Genomic DNA, 26,924 nt, shown 5'->3' with positions numbered 1-26,924 from the left:
TCAGCGATCGATCGCCGGTGACCCGCCGTCCCGGTATCTGGCCGCGTGCCGCTCCACCACGTCGAGGAACGCGGCGGCGGCCGGTGCCAGCCGCTTGCTGTCGTGGACCACGCAGATGGTGTGCGTCGCCGCCTCGTCGGCGATACGGAGCGCGCGGGCCCCGTAGGGGAGCGCGTACCCGGGGGCCGCGCCGGGTGGTGTGTCGGGACCGGAGACGGGTGACCGCTCGCCCGGCAGCGGGTCACCGCCGAGCACCGACGATCGCGGTACGACCGTCACGCCGATCCCCCGAGCCGCCAGCCGGACCATGTCCTGGATCTGGCCGACCTGGAAGTGCTGGCCCGGTTCCACTCCCGCGCGGGCGAACGCGGCCTCGACCTGCCGGCGCAGTCCGCTGCCCCGGGTGAACTGGATGAGCTGGTGGGTGTCCGGCAGGTCGGCGAGGTCGACGACGTCACCGCCGTCGGCCAGCGCGTGGTCGGCGGGTACGACGAGGACGAGCGGGTCGCTGTCCAGGACGAAGTGGTCCAGCCCGTCCGGGACTTGGCGCGGTCCGAGGCCCACCACGGCGATGTCGAGCTCCCCGGCGAGGACCGCGGCGGCCATCTCCGCGCTGGGCGCGTTGGTCACATGGAAGTCGATGCCGGGGTGGCGGGCGTGGTAGTCGGCCATCACCTCGACGAGGTCCACCGAGGAGGCCCGCGTCTGCAGCAGCCCTAGGCGCAGTCGCCCGCGCCGCAGTCCGGACAGGGCGTCGAGGGCGGCCTGCGCGTTGTCGACGTCGGCGAGGATGCGGCGGGCGAGCGGTTCGAGGAGTTCCCCGGCGGCCGTCAGCCGGACCGAACGGCTGGTGCGGCTGAAGAGCTGGGCGCCCACGTCCTTCTCCAGGCGGGCGATCTGCTGGCTGAGCGCGGACTGCGCGACGTAGCAACTGGCCGCCGCCTGCGTGAAGTTGCGGGTCTCGGCGACCGCGAGGAAGTACTTCAGGTGCCTCAGGTCCATGGCCGCCTCCCGTGTCCGTGCCTGTCCGCCGCGATCCGGTGGCCGGCCTTGTCCGGCCTTGTTCCGCCCTTGCCCGTCGTCCGTGACTGTCCTTGCCCGCGATCTGTGAAGGCGATTGATTCGAGCAGAACTATGTGTTGGACCGATCCATTGTCGCAGACCTACCGTCAGCGGTGTCGTCGGACGACCTGACCCCCGCCCCGACCCGCCCCGCACAAGGCCGACGGCACGCTCGCCCCGCTCTACGGCTGCTTCTGACCGACCGTCGGACCGGTCCCACGGCGGGCCCGGTTTTACGGCGGCTTGGTGGCCCGACCCGCACTGAGCTGCCGTACCTTCTTCTCGAACGACCGCACACCTCGCCCCGGGAGCAGCAGCATGAGCGCGCGTACGACGACGGGGAAGGGCGCGGAGTCCGGCTCGGCCTGGGCGCCGTTGGGGCGGCCGGTGTTCCGGGCGCTGTGGATCGCCCAGTTCGTGTCGAACATCGGTACCTGGATGCAGACGGTCGGCGCTCAGTGGCTGTTGCTCGGGCACGGGGCGACCATGGTGACGCTGGTGCAGACGGCGTCGAGTCTGCCGATCGTGCTGCTGGCGCTGCCCTCGGGCGTGCTTGCGGACCGGTTCGACCGGCGCGGGCTGCTGGTCGTCGCGCAGGTCGCGATGTTCGCCGTGTCGGCGGTGCTGACCGTGCTGGCCTTCGCGGACGCGCTGTCCGCCGTACCCCTGCTGGTCCTGACGTTCCTCCTCGGCTGCGGGACCGCGCTGATGGGGCCGTCGTGGCAGGCCATCCAGCCGGAGCTGGTGGAGCGGGAGCAGCTGGGGCAGGCGTCGGCGCTGGGCGCGGTGAACATGAACCTGGCGCGGGCGGTCGGTCCCGCGCTCGGCGGTGTCGTCGTCGCGGCGGCCGGCGCGGGCTGGGTGTTCGGCTTCAACGCGCTGTCGTTCCTCGGGATCGCCGCCGTACTGGTGCTGTGGCACCGCCCGAAGACCGCCGTCCCGGCCGGGCAGCAGGAACGGCTCCTGACCGCGCTGCACGCGGGCCGCCGCTATGTCTGGAACGCTCCGGGCGTCCGCCGGGTCCTGCTCCGCACCGCCCTGTTCATCCCCGGTGCGGCGGCTCTGTGGTCGCTGCTTCCGCTGATCGCCGCCGACTCGCTCGGGATGGGCTCGGGCGGCTACGGCCTGCTGCTCGGCGCGGTCGGGGTCGGCGCGGTGGGGGGCGCGTTCGCGCTGCCGTGGCTGCGCCAACACCTGGGTATCAACGGCATCCTGGCCGCCGGTGCCGTCATGTTCGCCGTCGTCCTGCTGGTCCTCGCGACCGTGCACATCGTCTGGATCGCGGTCCTCGCGCTGCTGCCCGCCGGGGTCGCCTGGATCGGCGTGCTGTCCACCCTGAACGCGGCGATCCAGACCCGCCTCCCCGGCTGGGTCCGGGCCCGCGGTCTCGCCGTCTACCTGCTGGTCTTCCAGGGCGGCCAGGCTGTCGCCGCCCCCGTCTGGGGCGCCCTGGTCCAATGGCTGGGCCTGACCACCGCCCTCCTCGTCGGCACCGTGGTCATGCTGCTCAGCGCGCTCACCCTCTACCGGTGGAAGCTCTACAGCATGGAGGGCATCGACCCCTCCCTCTCCGACCACTGGCCGACCCCGCCCCTGGTCTTCGAGCCCGGCCTCGCGGACGGCCCGGTGCTGGTCTCCGTCGTCTACCACGTGGCACCGGACGACTGCGCCGCGTTCATCGACGCCATGGACCGCGTCGCCCACTCCCGCCGCCGTACCGGAGCCCTGACCTGGGGACTCTTCCAGGACGGCAACGAAGCAGGCCGGTTCATCGAGAACTACCTCGTCGGCTCCTGGGCCGAGCACCTCGCCCAGCACCACAACCGGCTCACCACCACCGACCGGGGCTTCGAGGACCGCGTCCGCGCGCTGCTCCTGCCCGGCGTCGAGCCCGAGGTGACCCACGCCTTCGACGCCACCGTAGGACCCGTGGTCCCCAGGACGGAGACCCCCTCCGTCTGAAGGGCTCAGGGTGGGTGCCGGACACCCAGGAGAGGTGTGGCCTGGTTACCCGTGCGCGGGAACGCGAGCGTGGAGCCATGAACACGAACGCAGCACCGCACCCCTTCGTCGGCATGTGGGTCACCGCCGACGGGCACATCCGGCAGGAGCTCCTCCCGAACGGCCGCTACGACGAGGCCCGAGGAAACCGCCGGAGCGCCTACACCGGCAGCTACACCGTGACCGGCGACCACATCGACTACGTCGACGACACCGGGTTCACCGCCACCGGTGACGTCCGCGACGGCGTGCTCTTCCACGAGCACCTCGTCCTGTACCGGGAGGGCACCGGCCCCCGGCCGAGGTGACCGACGTGGACAGCCTGGAACTGACCGTCGTCGTCGCGCTCGCCGTCCTGCTCATGGGCTGGCTCTCGCGTCGTACGGGCCTGAGCGAACCCCTGCTGCTGCTCGCCGTGGGCACGCTCGTGGGACTGACACCGAACTTCTCGTCGTTCGCGCTCTCCCCGGACGTCGTCCTGTTCCTCTTCCTGCCCGCGCTGCTGTACTGGGAGGCGCTGACCTCCTCGGTGCGGGAGATCCGCAACAACTTCCGCAGCATCGCGCTCCAGTCCACCGGGCTGGTCCTCGCCACCGCCGTCGCGGTCGCCGCCGTGGCCCACGCGCTGGGCTACGGCTGGCCGATCGCCTTCGTCCTCGGCGCGGTGCTCGCCCCGACGGACGCGGCGGCCGTCGCCGCGGTCGCCAAGGCGATGCCGCGCCGCATCCTGACCGTGCTGCGCACCGAGAGCCTCCTGAACGACGGGACCGCGCTGGTCCTGCTCGCCGTGACCATCGACGTCGTCACCGACGAGCACCCCTTCTCCTGGTCCGGCACCGCGCTCGCCTTCGTGGCGTCCTACGGCGGCGGCATCCTGATCGGCGCGGCCGTCGCGCTGCTCATCATCCCGGTCAGGTGCCGGCTGCCCGAGCCGCTGCTGCACAGCGTGCTGAGCGTCGCGACCCCCTTCCTCGCCTATCTGCCCGCCGAACTCCTGCATGTCTCCGGGGTGTTGGCGGTCGTCGTCTGCGGTCTGGTGTCGGCGTGGTTCGGGCCACGGGTCATCGGGTCCGAGGCACGTATCCAGGCCATCGCCTTCTGGGAGGTGGCGAGTTATCTGCTGAACGGCGCCCTGTTCGTACTCGTCGGCATCCAACTGCCAGCCGCTGTCCGAGCGTTGACGTCCGTGTCACTGTTGCAGGCGACGGTCGCCGCGCTCGCGGTGAGTGTCGCGGTGCTCGGCACCCGGCTGCTCTGGTTCTACTCGGTGCCCTACCTGGTACGGCTCCTGGACCGGCGCCCGCAGCAGCGGGACCGCCGGATCACCGCCCCGCAGCGGCTCCCGCTGGCCTGGGCGGGGATGCGCGGCGCCATCTCGCTGGCCGCCGCGCTGACCGTGCCCGCGACCACCGCCGAGGGGCGGATCGTCGGGCAGCGGGACGCCGTCGTCTTCATCACCGCGGTCGTCATCGTCGTCACCCTCGCGTTCCTCGGGCCCACCCTGCCGGCCATGGTCCGCCGGGCCCGCTTCCCGGCCGACGCGGACAAGAGCGCCGAACTCACCCTCGCCCGCTGCCGGTTGAGCGGCGCCGCGCTCGCCGCCCTGCCGGAACTCGCCGAGCGGTACGGGGTGGCCGAGGAGGACACCCGGCGCATGGTCCAGGACATCGAGGACCGCACGGCCCCGCGACCCGGCTCCGCACAGCGCCGCGAGAGCGTACGACACCTCCAACTCGCCCTGCTCCAGGTCAAACGCGACGCCCTCACCGACCTGCGCGACAGCGGCCGTATCGACGACATCGTGCTGCGGTCCGTGCAGGAGGTCCTCGACGTGGAGGAGATCCGGCTCGGGCGGCCGTAGCCGGCCGGGGGGCCGCGGCGGTGGGCGAGGGCCGTCCTGGGTGCGGCGCACCTAGGGAAACGGCGGCCTGGTTGCCGTACGGACGCGGATCGAATCCTGGACCACAGCTCACCCGACGTCGCCCGACGTCATCCGACGACATCCGAAAAGGGCTCTCATGAACGCCGACGACACCACCAGCGCCGCTCTCCTCGACCGACTGCGCCGTCAGTCCGCCGACCCGAGCCGCCGCATCCTCTTCACCGGCGCGACCATCGTCACGATGGACCCCGAACTGCGCACCGTGCACGGCGACTTGCTCGTCGAGGGCGACACCATCGCCGCGATCGGGCCGAACCTCACGGCCGACGGCGCGGTGGTCGTCGACGCCTCCGGCACCCTCCTCGCGCCCGGCCTCGTCGACACCCACCGGCACGCCTGGGAAGCCCAGTTGCGCCGGATCATGCCCGACGTCGACGACCTCGGCGGCTATGTGATGACCACCCTCGCCGGGTACGCCACCGTGTACCGGCCCGAGGACATGTACATCGGCACCAGACTCGCGGCGCTCACCGCGCTCGACAGCGGCATCACCACGATGCTCGACTTCTCGCACAACTCCCGTACCCGCGAGCACTCCGAGGCCGCGATCGAGGCCCTCCGCGACACCGGCATCCGCGGCGTCCACGCCTCCATGGGCCCGCACTTCGGCGACTGGGACCACCAGTGGCCGGCCGACCTGAGCCGCCTCAAGGACCGCTACTTCAGCAGCACCGACCAGCTCCTCACCCTCCGCCTGGCGACCCTGGCCACCGACGAGATCGCCGGACCCGCCCTCGCCTACGGCCCCGAACTCGCCCGTACGGCAGCCGACCTGGCCGTCGGTGTCAGCGTCGACGCGGTCTTCGGCGCCTCCGGTTCGCGGGCCGTGCTGTCCTGGGCCGAGCACGGCATCCTCGGCCCCGACGTCACGCTGATCCACTCCACAGGGCTCAGCACCGAGGCGTGGAAGGCGATGGGGGAGTCCGGTACGACGGTCGCGCTGGCCCCCACCTCCGACGCGCAGATCGGCCTGGAGACGGCGATCCCGGCGGTGGACGAGGCACTCGCCGTCGGCATCCGCCCCGGACTGAGCGTCGACGTCGAAGTCGCCCTCGCCAGCGACCTGTTCACCCAGATGCGGGCCCTGCTCGCGATCCAGCGGATGCGCGCCGTCAACGCCGCCTACGGCACCGGCGGCGACCTCTCCCGCATCACCACGCACGACGTCCTCGACTTCGCCACCCTCCAGGGCGCCCGGACCAACGGGCTCGGCGACGTCACCGGTTCGCTCACCGTCGGCAAGAAGGCCGACCTGCTGGTCGTGCAGGCCGAGGACATCAACAACATGCCGCTCAACGACCCGATCGGCACACTGGTGTCGGGCTCCGACGCCCGCAACATCACCGCTGTGTTCGTCGGCGGGCAGCCGCGCAAGTGGGACGGTCAGGTGCTCGACGTGAACCTCCCGCAACTGCGCGCCGAGGTCGGCGCGTCCCGCGACCACGTGCTCAACACACCCTCGAAGTAAGAGGAGTCGGTGCGGCGGGCGCCCCGGTCTCGGGGTGCCCGCCACATCAGTGCAACTGGCGCATCAGGCAGGTCAGTTGGAGAACCAGGGGTTGCCGCCGCCCAGCGACCACACCGAGACCTTGGTGACGCCGAGGCCCTTGAGGACGGCGAGCTTGCGGTTCATCGCCACGCTGTCGACGTAGTCGTAGAGGACACCGCCGGAGACCCAGCGGATCTCGCCGGAGGAGGCGTCCCGGCGGCTCTCTGTGGTGGTCGGGTTCGAAGAGAAGCCGGGGCTCTTATTCATGTCGCTGAACTGTATGTTGCCCGTCACGGAGTCGAGGTCGCACGGGTCGGGCGCGCTGTAGCCGTAGGACGGCAGGCCGATGATCAGGCGGCTGGGGTCGGTGACCTTGCTCTGCGCGTACGTGGTGACCTTCTTCAGCCAGTCGTAGGGGCTGATGGGCAGGCAGCGGGCGCCCGGCGCGGTGTCGAACTCCTCGTCGTACGCCATGATCACGACGTCGTCGGCGCCGGTGGCCGCCACGGCGGCGTAGTCGTAGAACGAGGCGTCCTCGGTCATCGCCGGGGCGTCGACCTGGAGGCGCTTGCCCTTGGCGTGCAGGGCGGTGGCCAACTGCTTGAGGAACGTCTTGTAGTTGGTGAAGTCGGCGGCGCTCCAGGACCAGTAGTCCTCCAGGTCGACGTCGACGCCGCTGAGTCCGGCGTCGCTGACCAGGGAGGTGACCTTGGTGACGGCCGCCGTGCGCGTGCTGTTGCTGCTGACCAGGGCGTGGACGTCGGCGGTGGTCATACCGGAGAGGGTCGGGTACTGGTACGCGGAGTGCGCCTTGAGGTCGGCGACGTTGGCCGCGCTGTAGGTGTTGCAGCTGCCGTCGGCCGTCGTCTCCAGGGTCACCGCGCCGTTGCCGCCGACCGACCAGTACTCGGGGTTGAGGGCGCCGTTCTTGACCCTGTTGTCCGCGTACTCGCTCTTGGCGGTGCAGGTGGAGTCGCCGGTCGAGCCGGGGTAGAGCCAGGTCTGCAGCTGGACGCCCGAGGCGGCGGAGGGGGAGGCGCCGGCCGGGACCGAGGCCGTACAGGCGAGCAGGGTGGTGACCGTGGCGGCCACGACGCCGGTCACGGTGACTGCGTGACGGAACATGAGCGGTCCTTTCTGGTGGGGGAGGGGCGTGACTTCCGGGTGGGGAAGGGCGTGCGGGATCGCCGCGTCGGCCGGCGGACCGGCGCGGTGAACTGGTGGGCGGAGGTGCCTAGTTGGTCCAGTAGGGGTCGAAGACCAGGGTGTCGGCGCCGGGGACGGTGGTGGCCGCCGACCAGGAGCCGTCGACGACGCGTCCGCCGTCGGGCCGGGCGGCCAGGGACAGCCTGGTGAAGATGCGGTAGCGGTCGCCTCGGTAGACGGACCGGGTGAACTCGACGACCCGGCCGTCGGCGTCCCTGGCCGCCCGTTCGAAGAGCAGGGCCGGGGTGTGCACGGAGACGCCGAGGACCTCGGCCTCCCATTCGTCGACCACCGTCGGCTCGATGCTCTGCGCGGCGTCGGTCAGCAGGATCTCGTAGCGCCGGCCGAGCAGTCGGTAGAAGGAGTCGGTCTCCAGGTCGCGGGCGGACAGTCCGGGGACCAGCGCGTGCGGGATGTGCAGGGTCTCCACACACATCGGGTCGCCGTCGACCGTGCGCAGCCGGGTGATCCGCAGGATCTGCTCGCTGGGCGCGATGCCCAGCCGGCGGCCGATCCGGGGTCCCGCGGCGACGGTCTTGAAGTCCAGGGTGCGGCTCGCCCACGTGCCGTCGACACCGCCGACGCCCAGCCCCTGGGCCTGCCCGGGGGCGGCGCCGCTGAGGTGCTGGGCGACCTTGGCGCGGGCGACGAAGACGCCGCGCCCGTGCTCCCGCACCAGCAGACCGTCGCGGACGAAGTCGTCGACCACCGCGCGCAGGGTGGGGCGGGAGACTCCGAGTTCCCCGCACAGCTGCCGCTCGCCCGGGAGGGGACGTCCGGGGCCGGTCTCCTCGACCAGGTCGAGGAGGTGGGTGCGGATGCGTTCCCGCTTCTCCCAACGGCTCTCACCGCTGACCATTCCTACCAACTTTCCATACCGGTGGTCATTTTTCTTGCGGTCCACTTCCGAAATGCTTGCTTGACAGTGCCCAAATGGTGCCTCAACATGTGCCCACTGGTCAATAAGTGGTAAGCAAAGTTGCCGGAGGTTCCATGTCCGAGTCCCGTACCGCCCGCCGTACCGTCGCCGCGTCGCTGCTCGCGGTAACGGCGCTGCTGGCCGCAGCATGCACCACCGGCGGCGCCACGTCGAAGGCGGACACCGGCGCCGACGACACCACCCCGGTCACCATCACCTTCTGGCACGGCCTCAGCTCCCCGCACGAGATCGCCTCGGTCGACGCGGTGCTGGCCAAGTTCCACAAGAAATACCCGTACATCACGGTCAAGGCCGTCGCCGCGCAGACCGACGACAAGGTCAACCAGGCGATCCGCGGCGGCACCGCGCCCGACGTGGCGTCCTCGTTCAACGCCGCGAACGTCGGCGGCTGGTGTTCCAGCGGGGCCTTCCAGGACCTCACCCCGGACATCAAGGCCGACCACGTCGACATGAGCCAGATCCCGAAGGCCGTCCAGTCCTACACCGCCTTCGATGGCAAGCGCTGCACGATGCCGTGGCTCGCCGACACCTTCGGCCTGTACTACAACAAGAAGCTCTTCGCGAAGGCCGGGATAGCCTCCCCGCCCAGGACGATGTCCGAACTGACGGCGGACGCCAAGAAGTTGACCACCTTCAACGCCGACGGCTCGATCAAGACCGCCGGGTTCATGCCCTACCTCGGCGCCTACGAGATGCTCACCGAGCACCTGGTCCCCAGCTGGGGCGGCAAGTGGCTCACCGCCGACGGCAAGTCCAACGTCGGCGCCGACCCCGCCTTCGCCCAGGCACTGACCTGGCAGAAGAGCCTCGTCGACTGGTTCGGCGCCAAGAAGCTCGTCACCTTCAAGGCGGGCATGGGCGACGAGTTCTCCGCCCAGAACGCCTTCGAGACCGGCAAGTTGGCCATGATGGTCGACGGCGAGTGGCGCAACGCCTTCATCAAGAACGACAAGGCGAACGTCGAGTACGGCACCGCCGCGGTACCCGCCGCCGACGGCAAGTCCGACCTGTACGGCGCCGGTTACGTCGGCGGCAACGTGATCGGCATGCCGCGCGGTGCCCAACACCCCGGCGCCGCCTGGAAGTTGATCAAGTTTCTCACCACCGACACCGACGCGCTGACCATGCTGGCCGACGCGATCGGCAACGTCCCCACCACCAAGGCCGCGCTCGACTCGCCCGCGCTCGGCCTCTCCAAGGACCCCGACTTCGCGCCGTTCCTGGAGGTCTACAAGAACCCGCTCACCACCACCACGCCGGCCAGCGCCGACGGCGGCGCGTACCTCACCAACTTCGGTCACTTCGTGGAGAAGTGGCAGAGCGGCGGCGTGGCCGACCTGAAGGCCGGGCTGACCGCCGTCGACAAGCAGAACAACGCCGCGCTCAAGCTGGGGCAGTGACGGCATGGCCACCCACCAGCTCACGCAACTCCCGCTCGCCACAGCGCCGTTGAAGGCACGCCTGCGCCGCAACCGGCTGCGCGTCCTGTTCTTCCTGGCCCCCGGCCTGGTCGGCTTCGCCGTCTTCCTGGTCTACCCGCTGGTGATGACGGTCTGGCTGTCCTTCACCAACTCGAACATGATCTCCCAGGCCCAGTTCGTCGGGCTGCGCAACTACCGCTATCTGCTGGACGGCGACCCGCTGATCTGGCACGCGGTCCGCAACACCGCCTGGCTGGTGGTCATCATGGTCCCGGCGCAGGTGCTCTTCGCCCTCGGCGTGGCCATGGTCACCGCCCGCCTCAAGGCCGGGGCGAGCCTGTTCCGTACCCTGTTCTATCTGCCCGCGCTGGCCCCGCCGGTCGCCGCGACCGTCGCCTTCGTCTGCATGTTCAACCCCAACTCCGGCCCGGTGAACCGGATCCTGGGCCTGCTCGGCATCCACGGACCACTCTGGTTCAACTCGCCGGACTGGTCCAAACCGGCCCTGACCCTGCTCGCCCTGTGGGGCAGCGGCACGATGATGGTCATCTTCCTCGCTGCCCTGCTGGAAGTCCCCGCCGAACTCTACGAAGCCGCCGAGCTGGACGGCGCCGGCCCCTGGCACCGCTTCCGCTTCGTCACGCTGCCCACGATCTCCCCGGTCGTCCTGTTCGCGACCGTCACCGGAGTCATCGCAGGACTCCAGTACTTCACCCAGGCGATGGTCGCCTCCCAGGTCGCCAACGGCAACATCCAGGCCGCGCCCGGCTATCCGGACGGCTCCACCCTCACGTTCCCCCAACAGCTCTACATCGCCGGCTTCAACCAGTTCCACGCGGGCTACGCCTGCGCGCTGGCCGTGGTGCTCTTCGTGGTCGCGATGGCCTTCACCGTCGTCCTTCTCCGCCGCGCCTCCGGCTTCGACATCGAGGAGTCACCGCGATGACCAACCGCTTCACCCATCGGAAAGCTGCCACGCCCGCACGGGACTCGGCCACCGAGGAGTCACCGCGATGACCACGACCTACGCCCCCGCACCCACCCGGCAGACCCGCGCGGCCTCCCCCCACCGTGCCGCGCGCGGCCGGGCCGGCCGCCGCCAGACCCTGATCTGGATCGCCGAACACGCCATCGCCGTCGGCCTGGCCTGCGCCTTCATCGGCCCGATCGTGTTCATCTTCCTGACCTCGCTGATGACCGACGGCCAGTCCCTCACCACCAGCCTGTGGCCCCACCACTGGCAGTGGTCCAACTACCGCACGGTCTTCAGCACCGCCCCGATCGGCACCTGGCTCGCCAACACCGTGCTCTACGCCGTCGCCGCGACCGCCGCCACCCTGCTGTCCAGCGTCCCCATCGCCTACGCGCTGGCCCGGCTCCGCTTCAAGGGCCGCAACGTGGCCTTCCTCTGCGTCATCACCATGATGATGCTGCCGCCCCAAGTCCTCGTCATCCCCATGTACTTGATGTGGGCCAGGTTCCATCTCACCGGCACCATCTGGCCGTTGGTGCTCCCCTCCCTCTTCGGCGACGCCTTCTCGGTGTTCCTGCTCCGGCAGTTCCTGCTCACCGTCCCCGAGGACTACCTCAACGCGGCCCGCATCGACGGCTGCGGCGAACTCCGCGTCCTCACCCGGGTGGTGCTGCCGATGATGCGCCCCGCCCTCGTCGCGGTCGGCCTCTTCTCCTTCTTCAACGCCTGGAACGACTACTACGGCCCGCTCATCTACACCGGCGAGACGCCCGCCCACTGGACCCTCGCCCTGGGCCTGGCGACCTTCAAGACCTCCCACGCGGTGCAGTGGAACCTCACCATGGCGGCCACCCTCATCGCGATGGCGCCGGTGATCATCGTCTTCTTCTTCGCACAAAAGGCCTTCATCGAGGGCGTCACACTGACAGGAGTCAAAGGTTGAAGATCACCGTTGTCGGTGGCGGATCCACGTACACCCCCGAACTCATCGACGGATTCGCCCGGTTGGGCCTGCCCGTCACCGAGATCGCCCTGGTCGACCCGGACCCGGACCGGCTCGACGTCATCGCCCCGTTCGGCCGCCGCATCCTGGCCCGCCAGGGCAGCTCCGCGAAGATCACCACCACCGCCGACCCGGACGAGGGCATCGACGGCACCGACGCCGTCCTCCTCCAGCTCCGCATCGGCGGCCAGGCCGCCCGGCACGTGGACGAGACCTTCCCGCACGAGTGCGGCTGCATCGGCCAGGAGACCACCGGAGCAGGCGGGTTGGCCAAGGCGCTGCGCACCGTCCCGGTCGTCCTCGACCTCGCCGAACGGGTCGCCAAGCGTGCCCCGAACGCCTGGATCGTCGACTTCACCAACCCCGTCGGCATCGTCACCCGCGCCCTCCTGGACGCCGGACACAAGGCGGTCGGCCTCTGCAACGTCGCCATCGGCTTCCAGCGCACCTTCGCCGACTGGCTCGGCGTCGACCACGAGCGCGTCGCCCTGGACCACGTCGGCCTCAACCACCTCACCTGGGAACGGGCGGTGCGGCTCGACGGCGTCGACGTCCTGCCGCGCATCTTCGACGAACACGGCCAGGCCCTCGCCGACCGACTGCGCATGCCGCTGGACGTGGTCCGTCGCCTGGGCGTGGTCCCGTCGTACTACCTGCGCTACTACTACGCCCACGACGAGGTCCTCCGCGAGCAGCTCGCCGAGCCCTCCCGCGCCCAGCAAGTCGCCCAGATGGAGGGCGATTTGCTGAAGATGTACGCCGACCCGGCCCTGACCGAGAAGCCCGCCCTGCTCGACAAGCGCGGCGGCGCCTACTACTCCGAGGCCGCCGTGCAGCTGGTGCACGCCCTCACCGCCGACACCGGTGACGTCCGCGTCGCCAACGTCCGCAACAACGGCACGCTGCCCTTCCTCCCCGACGACGCCGTCATCGAGGTGCCCTCCCGCATCGACGCACAGGGTGCGACTCCCTTGCCCGTCACGGCCGTGGAGCCGCTGTTCGCCGGACTCATCGCGCATGTGACGGCGTACGAGGAACTTGCCCTGGAAGCGGCCCTGCACGGCGGTGTCGACCGGGTCGCGACCGCGTTGCTGGCGCATCCGCTCGTCGGACAGGTCAAGGTGGCCGAGGAGTTGGCGGCCAAGCTCGTCGCCGCCAACCGCGAACACCTGTGGTGGGCCTGATGAACACAACAGGTCTGCTGCTCGCCGTCGACGGCGGCAACTCCAAGACCGATGTTGCCGTGTTGAGGACGGACGGCACGATCCTGGGCCGTGCGCGGGGCGGCGGGTTCCGTCCGCAGGCGGTCGGTGTCGGCGCGGCGATGGAGGTGCTCGCCGCGTTGCGCGCGGAGGCGATGGCGTCGGCGGGCGTGGCGGACGACGTCGTGGTGGACGGGATCACGGCGTTCCTCGCCGGGGCCGATCTGCCGTACGAGATCAAGGCGTTGCGCGAGGCGGTCGGTGCCCGGCGGTGGGCGGTCACCCAGCGCGTCGACAACGACTCCTACGCCGTCCTGCGCGCCGGTGCCAGCCGCCCATGGGGTGTCGGCGTGGTCTGCGGCACCGGCATCAACTGCGTCGGCGTCGCCCCCGACGGCCGTACCACCGGCTTCGCAGCGCTGGGCCGGATCTCCGGGGACTGGGGCGGTGGCATCGACGTAGGGACGTCGGCGCTGTGGCACGCGGCGCGCGCTGAGGACGGCCGCGGCCCGCGAACAGCCCTGCGTACGGCGGTGATCGAGCACTTCGGCCTCGCCTCGGTCGCCGACGTCACCACCGCCCTCCACCACGGCGACCTCCCCGCGCTCCGCCTCAGCGAACTCTGCCCGGCCGTCTTCGCGGCCCGCGACGAGGGCGACGAGATCGCGGCCGAACTGGTCGAACGGCTCGCCTCGGAGATCGCGAGAATGGCGCTGACCGTCCTGTGCCGCCTCCAGCTCGCCACCGCCCCGGACCCCGAAGTGATCCTGGGCGGCAGCGTGTTGGCCGCCGGCCACCAGGCCCTCCTCGACGACGTCGAACTCCGCCTGCGGACTGCCGTGCCGAACGTCCGCCCGGTGGTGTGCGCCGAACCCCCTTTGCTCGGCGCGGCGTTGGCGGCCCTGGACCTGCATCCGGACCCGGCCGCCGATGCCGAGGCACGGTTGCGCGCGGGGTTCCGGGGGAGCGGCACCCCATGATCGGCTCCGTGCACGGAACAGCCTGGCCGCGTCCGAAGATCGCGACCAGGCTGTCCTTCACCCAGGCGTCACGCACCCTGCAGCTCAGCCCGCGGCCGCCGTGAGCGCCCCGAGAGCGCTGGCCTGCGTGCGCCAGTCGGTCTGGTTCGGGCTGGTGCCCGCCCAGCGTTCACCGAGGGCGTTGAGCGTGGACCGGTCCGACGCCCACAGGGTGTCGGCCTGCTTCTGGATGTAGGCCCGGTAGGTGCTGGAACCGGTCGCCTTCGCGAGGTCGGCGAAGTTCCGCATGAAGATGCCCTTGAACTGCTTCTGGTTGTCGTCGCAGGACGCCGAACCGACATCGCAGGACTCCGTGAGCACCCCGCCGGACGTCAGCGTCGGACTGCTGATCGCCGCGTCCGCCAGCGTGCGCGCCGTGGTGAGCAGCGAGCTGTCGCCGGTCGTCCTCCACAGCTCCGTGAAGGCGCCGATGGCCAGGCCCTGGTTGTAACTCCACACGGTGGAACCGTTGTTGGCGCACGACGAGGACAGTCCGTCGTTCACCAGGCCCGAGGAGTTGATCATCCCGCTGGCCTTGTACCAGGCGGCCGACGTCTTCGCCCGCTGCAACCACACCTTGTCACCGGCGATCCGCTGGTGCAGCGCGGTGGTCAGCCACAGGTACTGCCCGTTCGTCACCGCGTTCTTGTAGGTCCGCTCGCGGTCCCACCACACACCGCCGCCGCAGGTGCCGGTGTCCCAGTACTGCTGGACGTAGGTGGCGATGGTGACCGCCTCGTTGAGGTACCGCGCGTCGTGCGTGTAGTCGTAGGCGTCGATCCACGCGATGGCCCACCACCCCGAGTCGTCGATCGCCCGGCTGATGAAGTCGCCCTCGATCGCGTCCGAACTGCGCGTCCCGGCCGGGAAGACGCCCTTGTTCCGGTCGAAGGTGCGGGCGATGATCCAGTCGTAGTCGTGCGTCCCGGTCGTCTTCGCGAAGTCGATCACCGAGGTGAGGGTAGCCGCCGAGTTCCACCAACTGCTGGGCCACCAGCCGTTGTAGGGGTCGTACGACGTCATCAGCGCGTCCGCCGCAGCCCGCGGCCTGGTCGGCGCGGGCCGGTACCACGCGGTGCAGCTGCCCTCGTTGTGGCTGGCCTCCCGGCCGCAGGCCCGGACTGCTCCGCCGTAGAGAAGGCCGCGCGGATCGCGGGTCGCGTACATCGCGGTGCGGGTCGTGGTCGCCCCGGACGGGGTGCTCGTACGGCCGAGGGAGGAGCCGTCGGGCCAGGACGAGCCGCCGTCCCAGGAACGGTCCAACCAGATCTCGTCACCCGCGCCACCGGTGTCGATGCTTCCCCAGGCCATGGAGTTCTTCTGGTCCACGTGCAGCCGAATCGTCCGGCCGTACAAGGTGGTTGAGGGGATCGGCTGGTCGTCGCCCGCCGCCTGGGCCGCGCTGGTGCCGTCGCAGACGGTGTCGCAGACCGTGGGGTAGACCCAGTTCGTGCAGCCGACACCGGCCGCGTCTCCGCAGGCCCGGACCAGGCCTCGCTTGTGGTTGCGCGGGTCGGTGATGTTGTACATCAGCGTCCTCGTACCGGTCCAGGTGCTCGGGATGCTCGCCTTGCCGAGCAGGCCGTCCCAGGTGGCGCCGCCGTCCCAGGACCGGTCGAGCCACACCGCGTCGCCGGTCGTGCCGCCGTCGATGCTGGCCCACGCCATGTCGTCCGCGTCGGACACATGGAGCCGGACGACCCGGCCGTTGAGCGTCCTGTCCGGTACGGGAAACGTTTCCTGCCGTGCCTGCGACGGGTCCAGCGTGTCGCAGGCCAGGACGCACACCTGGGTGGCGGCGGACGCCGGCGACGCGATCGGGACCAGAGCCACGAACGCGAGGGCGGCCGTCAGGAGAAAGCTGAGGAACCGTGGTCTGACAACGATGTCGAAACGACGTGGGGACACCGGAACTCGCCTCGATTTCACGATGGGGGGACGCCGGTCGGCGGGCGCGGCTCGGGCCCTCGGCTCGGAGCGGGGCGAGCCGGGCGTGAATGGATTCAGTACTGGATCAATGGTCCAAACCTGTACCCGTCTCCGAGGCAGTGAACCGGCTTGGTGCGACCCTGTCAATCCAACAAGGGCCGGTTGTTGCAGCGGAGTTGAGGTGGTCGTCGAGGGCCGACGCGATGGGTTGACACCTGCTTTTCGGGCGCCCATCATCGGTGCGAACTTCGGCGAGTCATCTCGCACCCCCGTTGCCGCTCCCGCTCCAGGCTCCCGCGGTCGATCGTATTGAATCGATTCACCATCTGGTAAGGCGAGTTGAACAGCGGGTTCCCCACCGATCCGGGAGGTACTGATGCGCCGTCGACGACCACCGCTGAACCGAAAGCCCGGACCGGGACGCCTCATTGGGCTCACCGCGGTGGTGGCCGCCGCGCTGGCGCTGACGCCCGCGCTGTCCGCAGGGGCGGCGCCGGCGACGTCAACGCCCGCCCCCAAGGCGGCACTTGACGCGGCGAACTACTCGCCGACCTCCCGTACCCTCAAGCCGACCGCCGTCTACCGCACCTCCGGCAGCGTGGCGAACCCGACGAACGTGCTCAACGGCCAGGCGACCCGGGTCTCCGGCTCGCAGTCGGCCGTCACGCTCGACTTCGGGAAGGAAGTCGGCGGGTTGGTAACGTTGTCATTCGGCAGCACCAGCTCAACCGGTCAACGCGTCGGCCTGGCCTTCAGCGAGTCCTCCCTCTACGTCGGCAACAACAGCGACCGCAGCAGCGGCCGCGACGGCGAGGACGGCGCCCTCTACACGACACCCGCCGCCAACGGCACGTACACCGTGCCGACCGCGCAACTCCGGGGCGGCTTCCGCTACGTGACCGTCTTCCTCGACAGCTCGGGCTGGGTGGACCTCAAGGGCGTCAGCCTCGACTTCACCGCGGCGCCGGGGAAGACGAACCCGGCGGACTACGCCAACTACTTCACCTCCAGCGACGACCTGCTCAACCGCATCTGGTACGCCGGGGCCTACACCGTGCAGTTGAACACCATCGCCTCCAACCAGGGCCGCGCCTGGCCGCCGCCCTCCTCGGCCTGGGACAACAGCGCCACCGTCGGCGTCGGCGACTCCGTCCTGGTCGACGGCGCGAAGCGCGACCGCACGGTGTGGCCCGGCGACATGGGCATCGCCGTCCCCACGCAGTACGCGTACTCGAACGACCTCACCTCGACCCGCAACGCGCTCACCACGATGTACAACGCGCAGTCCTCGGCGGGTGAAATCCCTTGGTCCGGGCCGCCGTTCAACCTCACCGGCTCGGACACCTACCACACGTGGACCCTGCTGGGGACGTCCACGTACTACACGTACACCGCCGACCGGTCGTGGCTGGACTCCGAATGGTCCAACTACAAGCGCGGGATGGCCTTCATCACCAACAAGATCGACGGCAACAACCTCCTCAACGTGACCCGCACCCAGGACTGGGCTCGCGTCGGCCAGGGCGGCGAGAACATCTCCGCCAACGCCCTGCTGTACGGCGCCCTCAAGGGCGGCGCCACCCTCGCCGCGGTGGAGGGCGACAGCGCGCTCGCCGCGAGCTGGAACAGCAAGGCCGCCGCGATCAGGACCGCCGCCAACTCCCTTCTCTGGGACGCCTCCAAGGGCATGTACAAGGACAACCCGAGCAGCGGCCTGTACCCGCAGGACGGCAACTCCCTCGCCGTCTGGTACGGGTTGAGCGACTCCACCGCCAAGTCGAAGAGCATCATCACCGGGCTCGGCAGGAACTGGGGCATCTACGGCCCGACCACGCCCGAATGGGGCGGCAACGTCTCGCCGTTCGCCGGCGGCATGGAGCTGAACGCCCGCTTCACCGCCAACGACGACTTCACCGCCCTGGACCAGATCCGCCGCACCTGGGGCCACATGCTCGACAGCGACATCGGCACCAAGAGCACGTTCTGGGAGGGCATCCAGTCCGACGGCGGCCTGGCGTACGGCGGTTCGTTCATGAGCCTCGCGCACGGCTGGTCCACGGCGCCCACCTCCACGCTCACCTTCGACGTGCTCGGCACCGCGCCCGAGTCGGCGACCGGCGCCTACCGCTTCGTCCCGCACCCCGGCGACCTGACCAGCGCCCAGGGCCGCATCACCATGCCGCAGGGCGCCATCAACGCGTCCTGGTCGCGCAACCCGTCGGCCGGCACCTACGCGGCCACCCTCACCAGCCCGTCCGGCAGCAGCGGCCGTATCGGCGTCCCGAAGCTCGGCGGCGACATCACGGTCACCGTGAACGGCACCGTCGTATGGAAGAACGGCGCCTTCACCCCGACCTCGGGCATCACCGGCGGCAGCCAGGACGACACCTACGTCTACCTCACCGGTGTCGCCCCCGGCAGCTACACCGTCTCCGCCACCGGCCTCGGCAACCCGTCGGCGCCCACCCAGCCCGGCACCGGCGCCCTGCGCGCCGGCTACACCCGATGCGCGGGCGAGAGCGGCACCTGCTCCTTCAGCGGCACCCGCTCGGTGGCCTACGGCGCCGGGACCTACACCTACAAGACGGTGACCGGCAGCACCGCCTGCTCGAACGACTCCTTCGGCGGCGACCCGGCGGCCAACCTCGTCAAGTCCTGCTACGTCGCCGACGTGGGCGGCCCGCCGGGATACACCGCCTGCGCGGCCGAGAACGGGACGTGCGCCGTGCCCGGCTACAACCGTGACGTCGCCTACGGCGCCAACGGCAACTTCGTCCACCAGGTCACCAACGGCTCCGTCGCCTGCTCCAACGCCCACTTCGGCGATCCCGTCGACGGTGTGGCGAAGAACTGCTACCTGCCGCCCGCGGGCGCTCCGGCCGGAGGCTGGACCAAGTGCGCCGACCAGAACGGCACGTGTGCGGCGGCGGCCGGACAGCCGGTGATGTACGGCGCCTACGGGGCGTTCGCCACGGCCACCGCCACCGGGGACACCGCGTGCACCGACGCCACGTTCGGCGACCCCATCTACGGTGAGTCGAAGAGCTGTTACACCGCGACCGGCGGCCCGGCCGGCTATGCCACCAACTGCTCGGCGGAAGGCGGCACTTGTGGCTTCAGCGGGCAGCAGACCGTCGCCTACGGAGCCCGGGGCCGCTTCCTCTACAAGGCGTTCACCGGCGGCGCCGCCTGCACGACGGCCGCCTTCGGGACCGATCCGCTGCCCGGCGTGAGCAAGTCCTGCTACCTCACGTCCTGAGCGGTCACTCGCATCCGGCAGCCTCCCACTCCCCGCGTGCCGGGGGCTGCCGGATCACTCCGGATGGGCCACTGCCTCCTTCTGCAGATGCACAGCGGCCAACAGGCTCAGCTTCGGCTCCGCCTGACGCAGCGCCCGCACCGCCGTGACCGAGGCGATGTCCCCGGTGAAGCCGACGGCAGCCAGCCGGGACCTGACCCAACGGGCCTGCAGCAGGCTCTCGTTGGCGGCGGCGCTGGACTCGACGAGAGCGGCGGCGCGCTCCAGGCCGGGACGCTCCTCGGGAGACGCCCCGGCCAGAGCCTCGCGGAGGGCCGCCGCCACCACGTCCGAGTCCCGGACGGTCAACACGAAGGTGTTCTTCTTGCTCAGTCCCGTGATTCCTGTCATGCGGCTCAGCCTGACTGTCGTGCCCGGTGTGTGCAAAGCGACTTGAGGAGGCTCAGAGGGTCGGCTGCTACGCGCCCTCGTCCCGCGCCGTCAGGGCGAAGGCCAGCAGGGCCGTCGTGGTGAAGTCCAGCGAGGGCTCCACCGTCTGCCAGGCGCCCACGTCGTCCACGTACCGGGAGCCCTTGCCGTCGAAGTCGGTCCAGGCTCCCGACGGCGGGGCGGCGGTGCACTTCCTCATCGTGGAGAACCCGTTCAAGTCGGCCAGTTCGTCAGCCGCGTTGGGGCCGTTGACCACCGCGCCGCGCAGGATCGCGCCCTTCCCGTCGAGGCTGCCCCGCAGGTTGGCCACCTGGTGTTCCGGGCAGTGCGGGTAGACCTCACCGGCGCCGATCATGAAGCTCGTGCCCCAGGGGTTGGCGCCGAGCGCCCAGCCCCGCTGCCGTCCGGCGAACGCGTCGTAGCGCGTGTCCCCGGTGGCCTCGGCGTAGAGGCGGGCGGTGGCCACCAGGCCGAACGTGTGCGGTACGGCGTCGAAGTCGTCGTAGACCGCACCGGCCCCGAACGGATCGTGCTCGGCGCGGTCGACCCCGTCCTCCAACTGGCGCCGCAGGTCCTTGTTCAGGTCCGCTGCCCCGACTCCGTGGCTGCGGGCGCCGTCCAGGGCGGTGGTCAGGTCGACGTGGGCGAGGGCGCTGACGTCCGCGACGTCGAGGGTGCCCTTCACGTCGGAGTCCAGGTAGGCCTTGGCCCAGTGGGCCGCCTCGCCGGTCCAGCCGGCCTCCCGGTCGTCGCCCAACGCCCGTGCCGCCAGCGCGAGTTCGGCACCGGCGAACTCCATGTCGTCCTGCCAGGAGTCCTCCGGGTAGAAGGCGCTCGGGAAGGCGGTGACGAGCGGCTTGTCGGGGTCGTGGCCGGTGTCGGCGAGGTCGTGGACGGCGGCGGCCTTGTCCAGCCACTCCCGCGCCCGGTCCGGGTCGGAGTCGGCGGTGCGCTGCGCGGCGAGGGCGAACACCGCGGCCACCCGCCCCGCGAGACTCGGCGTGATCGGCTCGCCCGGCCTGTTGGCGCGGAACACCGGCCGGTGCTTGATCGTGTAGTCCGGGTCGCCGGGCTCCACATCGAGCCGGTCGTCGGCCTCCGGTAGCCGCCACACGTCGTGATCGGTACGTACGGCGTCGTTGCCCGCGCCGATGCCGACCTGCGCGTACAGCGTCTCGGTGTCGCCGTCCCACATCTTGTCCAGCCACTCCAGGCCGTGCTCGGCCTCCGCGGACAGTGAGTCCATCTCGGGCAAGTCCCGTTCGGCGAGCAGGAGTTCGGCGGTCGAGTAGGAGGTGGTGCCGGTGAACTTGAGGAAGTCGCCCGCGTCGAACCAGCCGCCCGAGACGTCGGTCCTGACGCCGGTCGGGGTCAGGTGCTCGTCGAGGAGTTCCTCGCCCGCCTCGTCGTAGTGCGGGTCGGCGTAGACGGTCGCGTCCTCGTCGGCGAGATGGGACGGGCCGTGGGACAGCCCGCCGGACACCACGTCGGCGCCGTCGCGCTGGGCCTGCAGGAAGCGGACGTTGTCGCGGACGAGCGGGGTCAGCAGCGCGCCCGCGTCGGCGATGCGGAAGGCGGGGGAGCGGCCGGCCGCGCTGCCGGACAGCACGATGCGGTAGGTGCCGGGCCTGTCCAGCGCGGAGAGGTCGACGGTCCGCACGGACGGGAACTTCGCGTTCCAGTGACCGGTGACGGCACCGAGCCGGCCCGCCGTGACCACCTTGTCCTTCGCGTCCACGACCTTGAAGCGCGCCCCCGCGAGCGCCTTCGTGGGCCCCATCACGTACGCCTGCTTCGTCTCGCCGCGCACATAGCCGACCTGGTCGACGCGGACGGCCACGTTCGTCGCGGCCGGGGTGGTGGCCTCGCCGTAGACATTGAGGCCGACGAGGACGGCGCCGATGGTCACGGCGGTGGTGGTGACCAGCAGGGCCGGTCTGCGCGATGCGTTCATGCGCCCACGGTGCCGGGACCTTCATGAGATGACGATGAGGACGCCGGGGGCGCGTCCGTGGGGAGGCGGAGTTCGGCGAGCAGGCCGCCGCCGGGTGCGTCCGTGAGGCGGGCGGTGCCGTGGTGCAGACCGGCTACCCACCGGACGATGGCGAGGCCCGCGCCCGTGCCCGGACCGGTCCCGGTGACCCCGCGCGCGAACACGCGCTCCCGGTCCGCGAGCGGTACGCCGTCCCCGTGGTCGCGGACCGTGACAAGCCCCGGCGTGACAGCGACCTCCACCGGCGAACCGGCCGGGCCGCCGTGCCGCTGCGCGTTCTCCACCAGGTTCCGCACCGCCTGCGCCAGCAGATCCGGGTCCCCGCGCACCACCACCGGCTCCGCCGCCACCGTCACGCTCTCGTGGTCCGGCAGCTCCTCGACCGTGGTCTCCACCAATTGGTCGAGCCGCAACGGCACCAGCTCCACCCGCTGCGCCCCCGACTCCAGCCGCGCCCTCGCGAGCAGCCCGGTGACCAGCCGGCTCAACCGGTCCACGAGCCGCAGCGCCTCGTCGGACGGCCCGTTCCGCTCCACCACCAGCCGCAGCGTCGCCAGCGGCGTCCGCAGCTCGTGCGCGGCCTCGGCCAGGAACTGCTCCTGCTGCCCGAGCGCCCGCAGCGCGGGCCGCATGGCCCGACCGGACAGCAGATGCCCTACGGCCGCCGCGCAGCACACCAGCGCCGTGCAGCCGAGGGCGAGCCAGCGCACGAGGAGGTCGTGGTCGTGTTCGCTGCGCGCCAGCTCGGTGCCCACCAGGACGGCCGCCCCGATCCGGTCGTCGTCCCAGACCGGCGCCGCCGCCCACCGCAGCCGGCCGCCCTTGGCGGCGGAGGCGCTGACCTGGACCGTTTCCTGCTCGTTCAGGACCCGGTGCCAGACCTCGTCCAGCTTGTCCGCGTCGGGCAGCGACGACCGCCCGGGTACGACGTTCCGCACCGTCGGCGTCTTCCCGGGCGCGGCCTGCAGAACCGCCAACACCTGGGCGCCCTGGGCGAGTTCGTCCTCGCGCAGCGGCTCCAGGTGCAGGACGCCGGCGTCGAACCAGACCGCCCGCGACAGCCCGGCCGCACGGCTGCCGACCTCGTGGTCGAGGCCGGAGCGGCGGGACGCGGAGTCGATACGGATCGCGACCACGGCGAGGACGACGAGACAGGCGGCGGTCGTCGAGGCGAACAGGAGGGTCATCAGGCGCCGGGTGCGCCGCAGCCGGGCCACGGCGGGTGACGTGTCGGTGCGGTTCACGCGTCGCCGCCCAGGCGGTAGCCGACCCCGCGCACGGTCGCGATCGGGTCGGGCGGACCGAGCCGTCTGCGCACCTGCCCGATCAGGACGTCCACCACGTTGGACATCGGCTCGCTCGCCTCGTCCCAGCAGCTCTCGATCAGCTCGCTGCGGGTCACCACCTCGCCCGCGCGCAGCATGAGCAGTTCGAGCACCGCGAACTCCTTCGCGGAGAGGCTGAGCAGCACCCCGGCGCGGGTCACCCGGCGTCGGGGGAGGTCGAGTTCCAGGTCGCCGGTGCGCAGGACCGACGGGCGCGCGGGCTGCTCCCTGCGGCACAACGCCCTTACCCGGACGACCAGTTCGGCGAAGGCGAACGGCTTGACCAGATAGTCGTCCGCGCCGTGCTCGAACCCGGCCACCCGGTCGCTCACCGCGTCCAAGGCCGTCAGCAGCAGGAAGGGCAGCACCGATCCCGCGCGCCGGTGTGCGGCGAGCAGCGCGAGGGAGTCGCCGTCCGGGACCGAACGGTCGGCCACCACACAGTCGTAGCGATGGACGGACAGTTTGAGATCCGCCTCGGCCAGAGTGCGCGCGAGGTCCACCGCGAACCCCGCGTCACGTAGCCGAGCGGCGACGACGGGCCCCAGCTCGGGGTCGTCCTCCAAGACCATGACGCGCATGGCCCGGAGCTTAGGCGACGGCGGTCCGCGCACCCGGAGGCGCTGCGCCGTGTGCGCGGACCGCCGCCCTGAGCGGTCAACTGCTGGGCACGGTGTCCTCGAACGTGGTGCCCGCACCCCGGTACGCCGTCACCTTCGCGGCGACCTGCGCCGGGGTGAGGACCTGGTCCTTGACGTGCAGGACGTAGTCGACCTGCTCGTCGTAGGCCCGCGGGGTGGAACTGGTCAGGCCGCCGAAGTCGATCAGCCACTGGTTGAAGTTGATCGACATCGGCCGCTCCGGCAGGTACGCGGCGTCATGGGTGCCGAAGAGCTGGCCGTCGATGTAGTACTTGATGGTGTTGTTGTCGATGGTCAGCACCAGGTCGTGCCAGCCGTTGTAGCTCTGCCGGCCCTCGGTGTGCTGGTTGACGGCCACCCACGGGTCGGCCTGGTAGGTCTCCCAGGACGTCGTGTAGAGGATGTTCGACGTCTCGCCCCAGCCGCCGTTGGGGAGGTACTCGAAGTCGTACTCGGAGTAGTCGTCCGCCATCGGGGCCGTGAGGTCGTTGATGGTGAAGAACGTCTGCACGAGGTGGTCGCCGTCCGGGCCCGACTTGGGCGCGTCGTTGAACTTGACCCGGGCCGCGTAGGTGCCGTTCTTGAACTTCCGTGAGTTGGTGACGACTTCGGTCTGCTTGGTGCTCTCACCGGTGCCGGCGGTCGACGTCTCCAGGTTCATCACGGAGTTGCCGCTGCTGCCGGCGAACGTGACGTTCTCGGGCGCCCAGGTGGCACCGGAGACACCGGGACCGCCGGAGCTGGAGCGCACACTCCAGCCGTGCGCCGAGATCTTCGGGTCGTTGTAGCCGCTGTAGTTGAAGTCGTCGAACAGCGTGGCGCCGGTGGCCGGGGGGTCGGTCGGCGGGTCGGTGGGCGGGTCCGTCGGGTCGTTGCCCGCGGGCGCCTGGCCCCACAGGGTGGTGCCCGCCAGCTGCGCGGTGACCCTCGACCAGTCGGCGTACGACGTCTGCGAGGCGCCGAAGGAGTAGTCGTCGCTCTGGGTCAGCGTCTGCCACGTCGACTGGTAGAAACGCAGCTGCATGTCACCGGTGTCGGCGCCGGGCGCGAGGGTGCCCGCGCCGGAGGTGAAGCCGATCTCCAGGTAACGGTCCGCCGTGGCCGTCGGGTTGGCGAGCGTGCCGAAGGTGCCGGTGACGTTGGCGCAGCCCTTGACGGCCCAGGAACACGCGAAGCGGTAACTCGCGCTCGCCGAGTCCGCCTTGAAGTAGTAGCGCAGCTTGACGTTCGCCAACTGCACTGTGCTGGAGCCGGTGTTGCGCACCTTGAACCACGGCTCCGACTGGTCGGCGGTGGCTCCCGTGGCGCTCGTGCGGTACTGCACGCTCAGCCCGTCGCCCGCCGCGCTCGCGGTGGACGGCATGGCGGTGAGCGCGGCGGCACCCAGGGCCACCGCGACGGCGGCGGACGCGGCGGCGCGCACTCTGGTCTTCGCGTATCTCATGGTGGGGCCTCTCCAGAAGGTGGGGTGATTCCGGAACGGACAGGTGCGGGGCGGTACGTGAGCGGGGGGTGGGTCGGGGTCGTAGGGGGAGGGGCGTGTCTCAGGGGCGGTACGCGACGCCCAGCGCGTCGAGCCGGTCGGTGTGCGCGTCGAGCCGGGTGCGGAAGTCCTCCCAGTCGGTCGCGCCGCTCCAGGCGCGGTCGGCCAGGGCGCACAGACGGGGATAGGTGAGGTACTCGATGCGCTCGGGCGTCTTCACGAACTCGGTCCACAGCTGTGCCTGGGTCCCCAACACCCGCTCGGCGGCGCCGCGTTCGGCGTCCTCGGGCACCGGATCGTGGTCGTGCACGGCGCGCAGATCGACGACGCCGCCGGGCTGGGCCGGGGGCTCGCCCGGGTCCTCGGACTGGGCGTAGTCGAGATAGGTCGCCCGGTGATAGGTGCTCACCACGGGCTGGCCGCGACGGGCCGCCGCCAGGGTGTGGGCCGGGTCCCGCCAGGTCATCACCGTGAAGTCCAGGGGGAGTTCGGCGCCGGTCTCGGCCCAGCCGACCGGCCGCCGTCCGTGCCGCACGAGGAAGTCGCCGATCCGCCCGAGGAACCAGCCCTGCAGTGCCGCCGGGGTCGACAGGCCCTGCGCCAGGGCCCGTTCGCGTGCTGCGGCACTGTGCGTCCACTCGGAGGTGGGGCACTCCTCGCCGCCGATGTGGATGTACGGCGAGGGGAAGACGTCCATGACCTCGTCGAGGACCGTGCGGCAGAAGTCTAGGACCTCGTCGTGGACGCCGAGGACGGTGTCGCACACGCCCCAGCGGGTCCAGACGTCGAGGGTGCGCTCGGGGTGGTTGCCCAGTTCGGGATAGGCGGCGAGGGCGGCCCGTACATGGCCGGGCATCTCTATCTCCGGCATGACGGTGACACCGCGATCCGCCGCGTAGCTCACCAGATCGGCGAGTTCGGCCCGGGTGTACGAGCCTTCGTGCGGGACGCCGTCGTACAAGTCGCTCCCGGCCGGGCCGATTTGGGACTCGGCGCGATGGCCGCCGATCTCGGTGAGCTTCGGGTAGGCGGAGACCGGCATGCGCCAGCCCTGGTCGTCGGTGAGGTGGAGGTGGAACACGCCGATCTTGTGCAGCGCCAGCAGGTCGACGTACCGGCGCAGAGAGGAGACGGGCTGGAAGTGCCGGGCCACGTCCAGCATCGCGCCGCGCCACGGGTGCCGGGGCAGGTCGGTGATCTCCACGCACGGCAGCTCCCACCGGGTGTCGGGCTGCGGGGACGCCGACAGGGCTTGTGCAGGCAGGAGTTGACGGATCGTCTGGATGCCGCGCAGCAGGCCGGTGAGGTGCGCCGCGCGCAGGAGTACGGCGTGCGGGGCGACGGTGAGGCCGTAGCCCTCGCCGCCGAGGCCGGCCAGGCCGGGGTCGAGGGTGAGGGTCAACTGCCCCTCGGGGGAGGCGGGCAGGGGCAGTCCGGTGGCCGGGGCGAGCAGGGTGCGCAGCAGGTCGGCGGCCGGTTCGGCGCCCGCGCCGATGTGCAGGGCGGTGCCGGTGTCGAGAGTGAACCGCCCCGGCCGGACCGTGGACTTGGTGGGACGGGGGACGAGGGTGAGCACGGAACGCTGTGCGGGCATGGGCGTCTCCGGG

General features: G+C 70.9%; 20 protein-coding genes. 10 read left to right on the top strand and 10 right to left on the bottom strand.

Annotated features, from left to right (window positions below; translation table 11 throughout):
• Nucleotides 1-1,002, bottom strand: coding sequence for a LysR family transcriptional regulator (locus OHT77_RS08030; protein ID WP_328827351.1), 1,002 nt, complete (start codon nucleotides 1,000-1,002; stop codon nucleotides 1-3).
• Nucleotides 1,003-1,380: 378 nt separating this feature from the next.
• On the opposite strand from OHT77_RS08030, the gene OHT77_RS08025 reads away from it, so the two are divergent.
• The 4 genes from OHT77_RS08025 to OHT77_RS08010 all read left to right on the top strand — a co-directional run bounded on the left by OHT77_RS08025 (nucleotide 1,381) and on the right by OHT77_RS08010 (nucleotide 6,473).
• The gene (locus OHT77_RS08025) at nucleotides 1,381-3,024 is read left to right on the top strand and encodes an MFS transporter (protein WP_328827350.1); all 1,644 of its coding nucleotides are present in this window, start codon (nucleotides 1,381-1,383) and stop codon (nucleotides 3,022-3,024) included.
• A 77-nt stretch (nucleotides 3,025-3,101) separates the two neighbouring features.
• Nucleotides 3,102-3,371, top strand: coding sequence for an Atu4866 domain-containing protein (locus tag OHT77_RS08020; RefSeq protein ID WP_328827349.1), 270 nt, complete (start codon nucleotides 3,102-3,104; stop codon nucleotides 3,369-3,371).
• Nucleotides 3,372-3,376: 5 nt separating this feature from the next.
• Nucleotides 3,377-4,924: a Na+/H+ antiporter gene (locus OHT77_RS08015; RefSeq protein ID WP_328827348.1), complete on the top strand. Its 1,548-nt coding sequence runs from the start codon at nucleotides 3,377-3,379 to the stop codon at nucleotides 4,922-4,924.
• Between the two features lie 157 nt (nucleotides 4,925-5,081).
• The gene (locus tag OHT77_RS08010) at nucleotides 5,082-6,473 is read left to right on the top strand and encodes an amidohydrolase family protein (protein ID WP_328827347.1); all 1,392 of its coding nucleotides are present in this window, start codon (nucleotides 5,082-5,084) and stop codon (nucleotides 6,471-6,473) included.
• A gap of 72 nt (nucleotides 6,474-6,545) precedes the next feature.
• Here OHT77_RS08010 and OHT77_RS08005 read toward each other — a convergent pair whose 3' ends face one another.
• Complete coding sequence (locus OHT77_RS08005) at nucleotides 6,546-7,619, bottom strand: glycosyl hydrolase family 18 protein (protein WP_328827346.1); 1,074 nt, start codon at nucleotides 7,617-7,619, stop codon at nucleotides 6,546-6,548.
• Nucleotides 7,620-7,728: 109 nt separating this feature from the next.
• Nucleotides 7,729-8,559: a GntR family transcriptional regulator gene (locus OHT77_RS08000; RefSeq protein ID WP_328827345.1), complete on the bottom strand. Its 831-nt coding sequence runs from the start codon at nucleotides 8,557-8,559 to the stop codon at nucleotides 7,729-7,731.
• Between the two features lie 134 nt (nucleotides 8,560-8,693).
• Between OHT77_RS08000 and OHT77_RS07995 the strand changes: the two genes are divergently transcribed.
• The 5 genes from OHT77_RS07995 to OHT77_RS07975 all read left to right on the top strand — a co-directional run bounded on the left by OHT77_RS07995 (nucleotide 8,694) and on the right by OHT77_RS07975 (nucleotide 14,219).
• Nucleotides 8,694-10,040, top strand: coding sequence for an ABC transporter substrate-binding protein (locus OHT77_RS07995; RefSeq protein WP_328827344.1), 1,347 nt, complete (start codon nucleotides 8,694-8,696; stop codon nucleotides 10,038-10,040).
• Between the two features lie 4 nt (nucleotides 10,041-10,044).
• Nucleotides 10,045-11,007, top strand: coding sequence for a carbohydrate ABC transporter permease (locus OHT77_RS07990; RefSeq protein ID WP_328827342.1), 963 nt, complete (start codon nucleotides 10,045-10,047; stop codon nucleotides 11,005-11,007).
• 67 nt (nucleotides 11,008-11,074) lie between these two features.
• A complete protein-coding gene (locus OHT77_RS07985; RefSeq protein ID WP_328827340.1) occupies nucleotides 11,075-11,977 on the top strand; it encodes a carbohydrate ABC transporter permease in 903 nt (300 codons plus the stop codon).
• Nucleotides 11,974-13,221 carry a 6-phospho-beta-glucosidase gene (locus OHT77_RS07980; RefSeq protein WP_328827338.1) on the top strand — a complete coding sequence of 416 codons (1,248 nt, stop codon included), beginning with the start codon at nucleotides 11,974-11,976 and terminating at the stop codon, nucleotides 13,219-13,221. The genes OHT77_RS07985 and OHT77_RS07980 overlap by 4 nt, the downstream gene beginning before the upstream one ends.
• Complete coding sequence (locus tag OHT77_RS07975) at nucleotides 13,221-14,219, top strand: N-acetylglucosamine kinase (protein ID WP_328827337.1); 999 nt, start codon at nucleotides 13,221-13,223, stop codon at nucleotides 14,217-14,219. Before OHT77_RS07980 ends, OHT77_RS07975 begins: the two co-directional genes overlap by 1 nt.
• An 84-nt stretch (nucleotides 14,220-14,303) precedes the next feature.
• Here OHT77_RS07975 and OHT77_RS07970 read toward each other — a convergent pair whose 3' ends face one another.
• Nucleotides 14,304-16,166, bottom strand: coding sequence for a glycoside hydrolase family 76 protein (locus OHT77_RS07970; protein WP_328827335.1), 1,863 nt, complete (start codon nucleotides 16,164-16,166; stop codon nucleotides 14,304-14,306).
• A gap of 397 nt (nucleotides 16,167-16,563) precedes the next feature.
• Between OHT77_RS07970 and OHT77_RS07965 the strand changes: the two genes are divergently transcribed.
• Nucleotides 16,564-19,446, top strand: a complete 2,883-nt coding sequence (locus OHT77_RS07965) for an alpha-L-rhamnosidase-related protein (protein ID WP_328827334.1) — start codon at nucleotides 16,564-16,566, stop codon at nucleotides 19,444-19,446.
• Nucleotides 19,447-19,500: 54 nt separating this feature from the next.
• Here the strand turns inward: OHT77_RS07965 and OHT77_RS07960 are convergent, their stop codons facing one another.
• The 6 genes from OHT77_RS07960 to OHT77_RS07935 form a co-directional block, all read right to left on the bottom strand.
• Nucleotides 19,501-19,836, bottom strand: coding sequence for a hypothetical protein (locus OHT77_RS07960; protein WP_266766608.1), 336 nt, complete (start codon nucleotides 19,834-19,836; stop codon nucleotides 19,501-19,503).
• A 67-nt stretch (nucleotides 19,837-19,903) separates the two neighbouring features.
• Nucleotides 19,904-21,829 carry a glycoside hydrolase family 9 protein gene (locus tag OHT77_RS07955; protein ID WP_328827332.1) on the bottom strand — a complete coding sequence of 642 codons (1,926 nt, stop codon included), beginning with the start codon at nucleotides 21,827-21,829 and terminating at the stop codon, nucleotides 19,904-19,906.
• The gene (locus OHT77_RS07950) at nucleotides 21,826-23,112 is read right to left on the bottom strand and encodes a sensor histidine kinase (RefSeq protein ID WP_328827331.1); all 1,287 of its coding nucleotides are present in this window, start codon (nucleotides 23,110-23,112) and stop codon (nucleotides 21,826-21,828) included. Before OHT77_RS07950 ends, OHT77_RS07955 begins: the two co-directional genes overlap by 4 nt.
• Nucleotides 23,109-23,774, bottom strand: a complete 666-nt coding sequence (locus tag OHT77_RS07945; RefSeq protein ID WP_328827329.1) for a response regulator transcription factor — start codon at nucleotides 23,772-23,774, stop codon at nucleotides 23,109-23,111. Before OHT77_RS07945 ends, OHT77_RS07950 begins: the two co-directional genes overlap by 4 nt.
• 76 nt (nucleotides 23,775-23,850) lie before the next feature.
• Nucleotides 23,851-25,278 carry a cellulose binding domain-containing protein gene (locus tag OHT77_RS07940; protein WP_328827328.1) on the bottom strand — a complete coding sequence of 476 codons (1,428 nt, stop codon included), beginning with the start codon at nucleotides 25,276-25,278 and terminating at the stop codon, nucleotides 23,851-23,853.
• Between the two features lie 100 nt (nucleotides 25,279-25,378).
• Entirely contained in the window at nucleotides 25,379-26,911 is a 1,533-nt protein-coding gene (locus tag OHT77_RS07935; protein WP_328827326.1) for a beta-N-acetylhexosaminidase, read from the bottom strand.
• Nucleotides 26,912-26,924 lie beyond the last annotated feature (13 nt).

It is taken from the genome of Streptomyces sp. NBC_00252 (assembly GCF_036187565.1).
Taxonomy (GTDB): Bacteria; Actinomycetota; Actinomycetes; order Streptomycetales; family Streptomycetaceae; genus Streptomyces.
The sequence above is the reverse complement of the archived record's forward strand: the minus strand, read 5'-3'. Positions and strand labels throughout refer to the sequence as shown.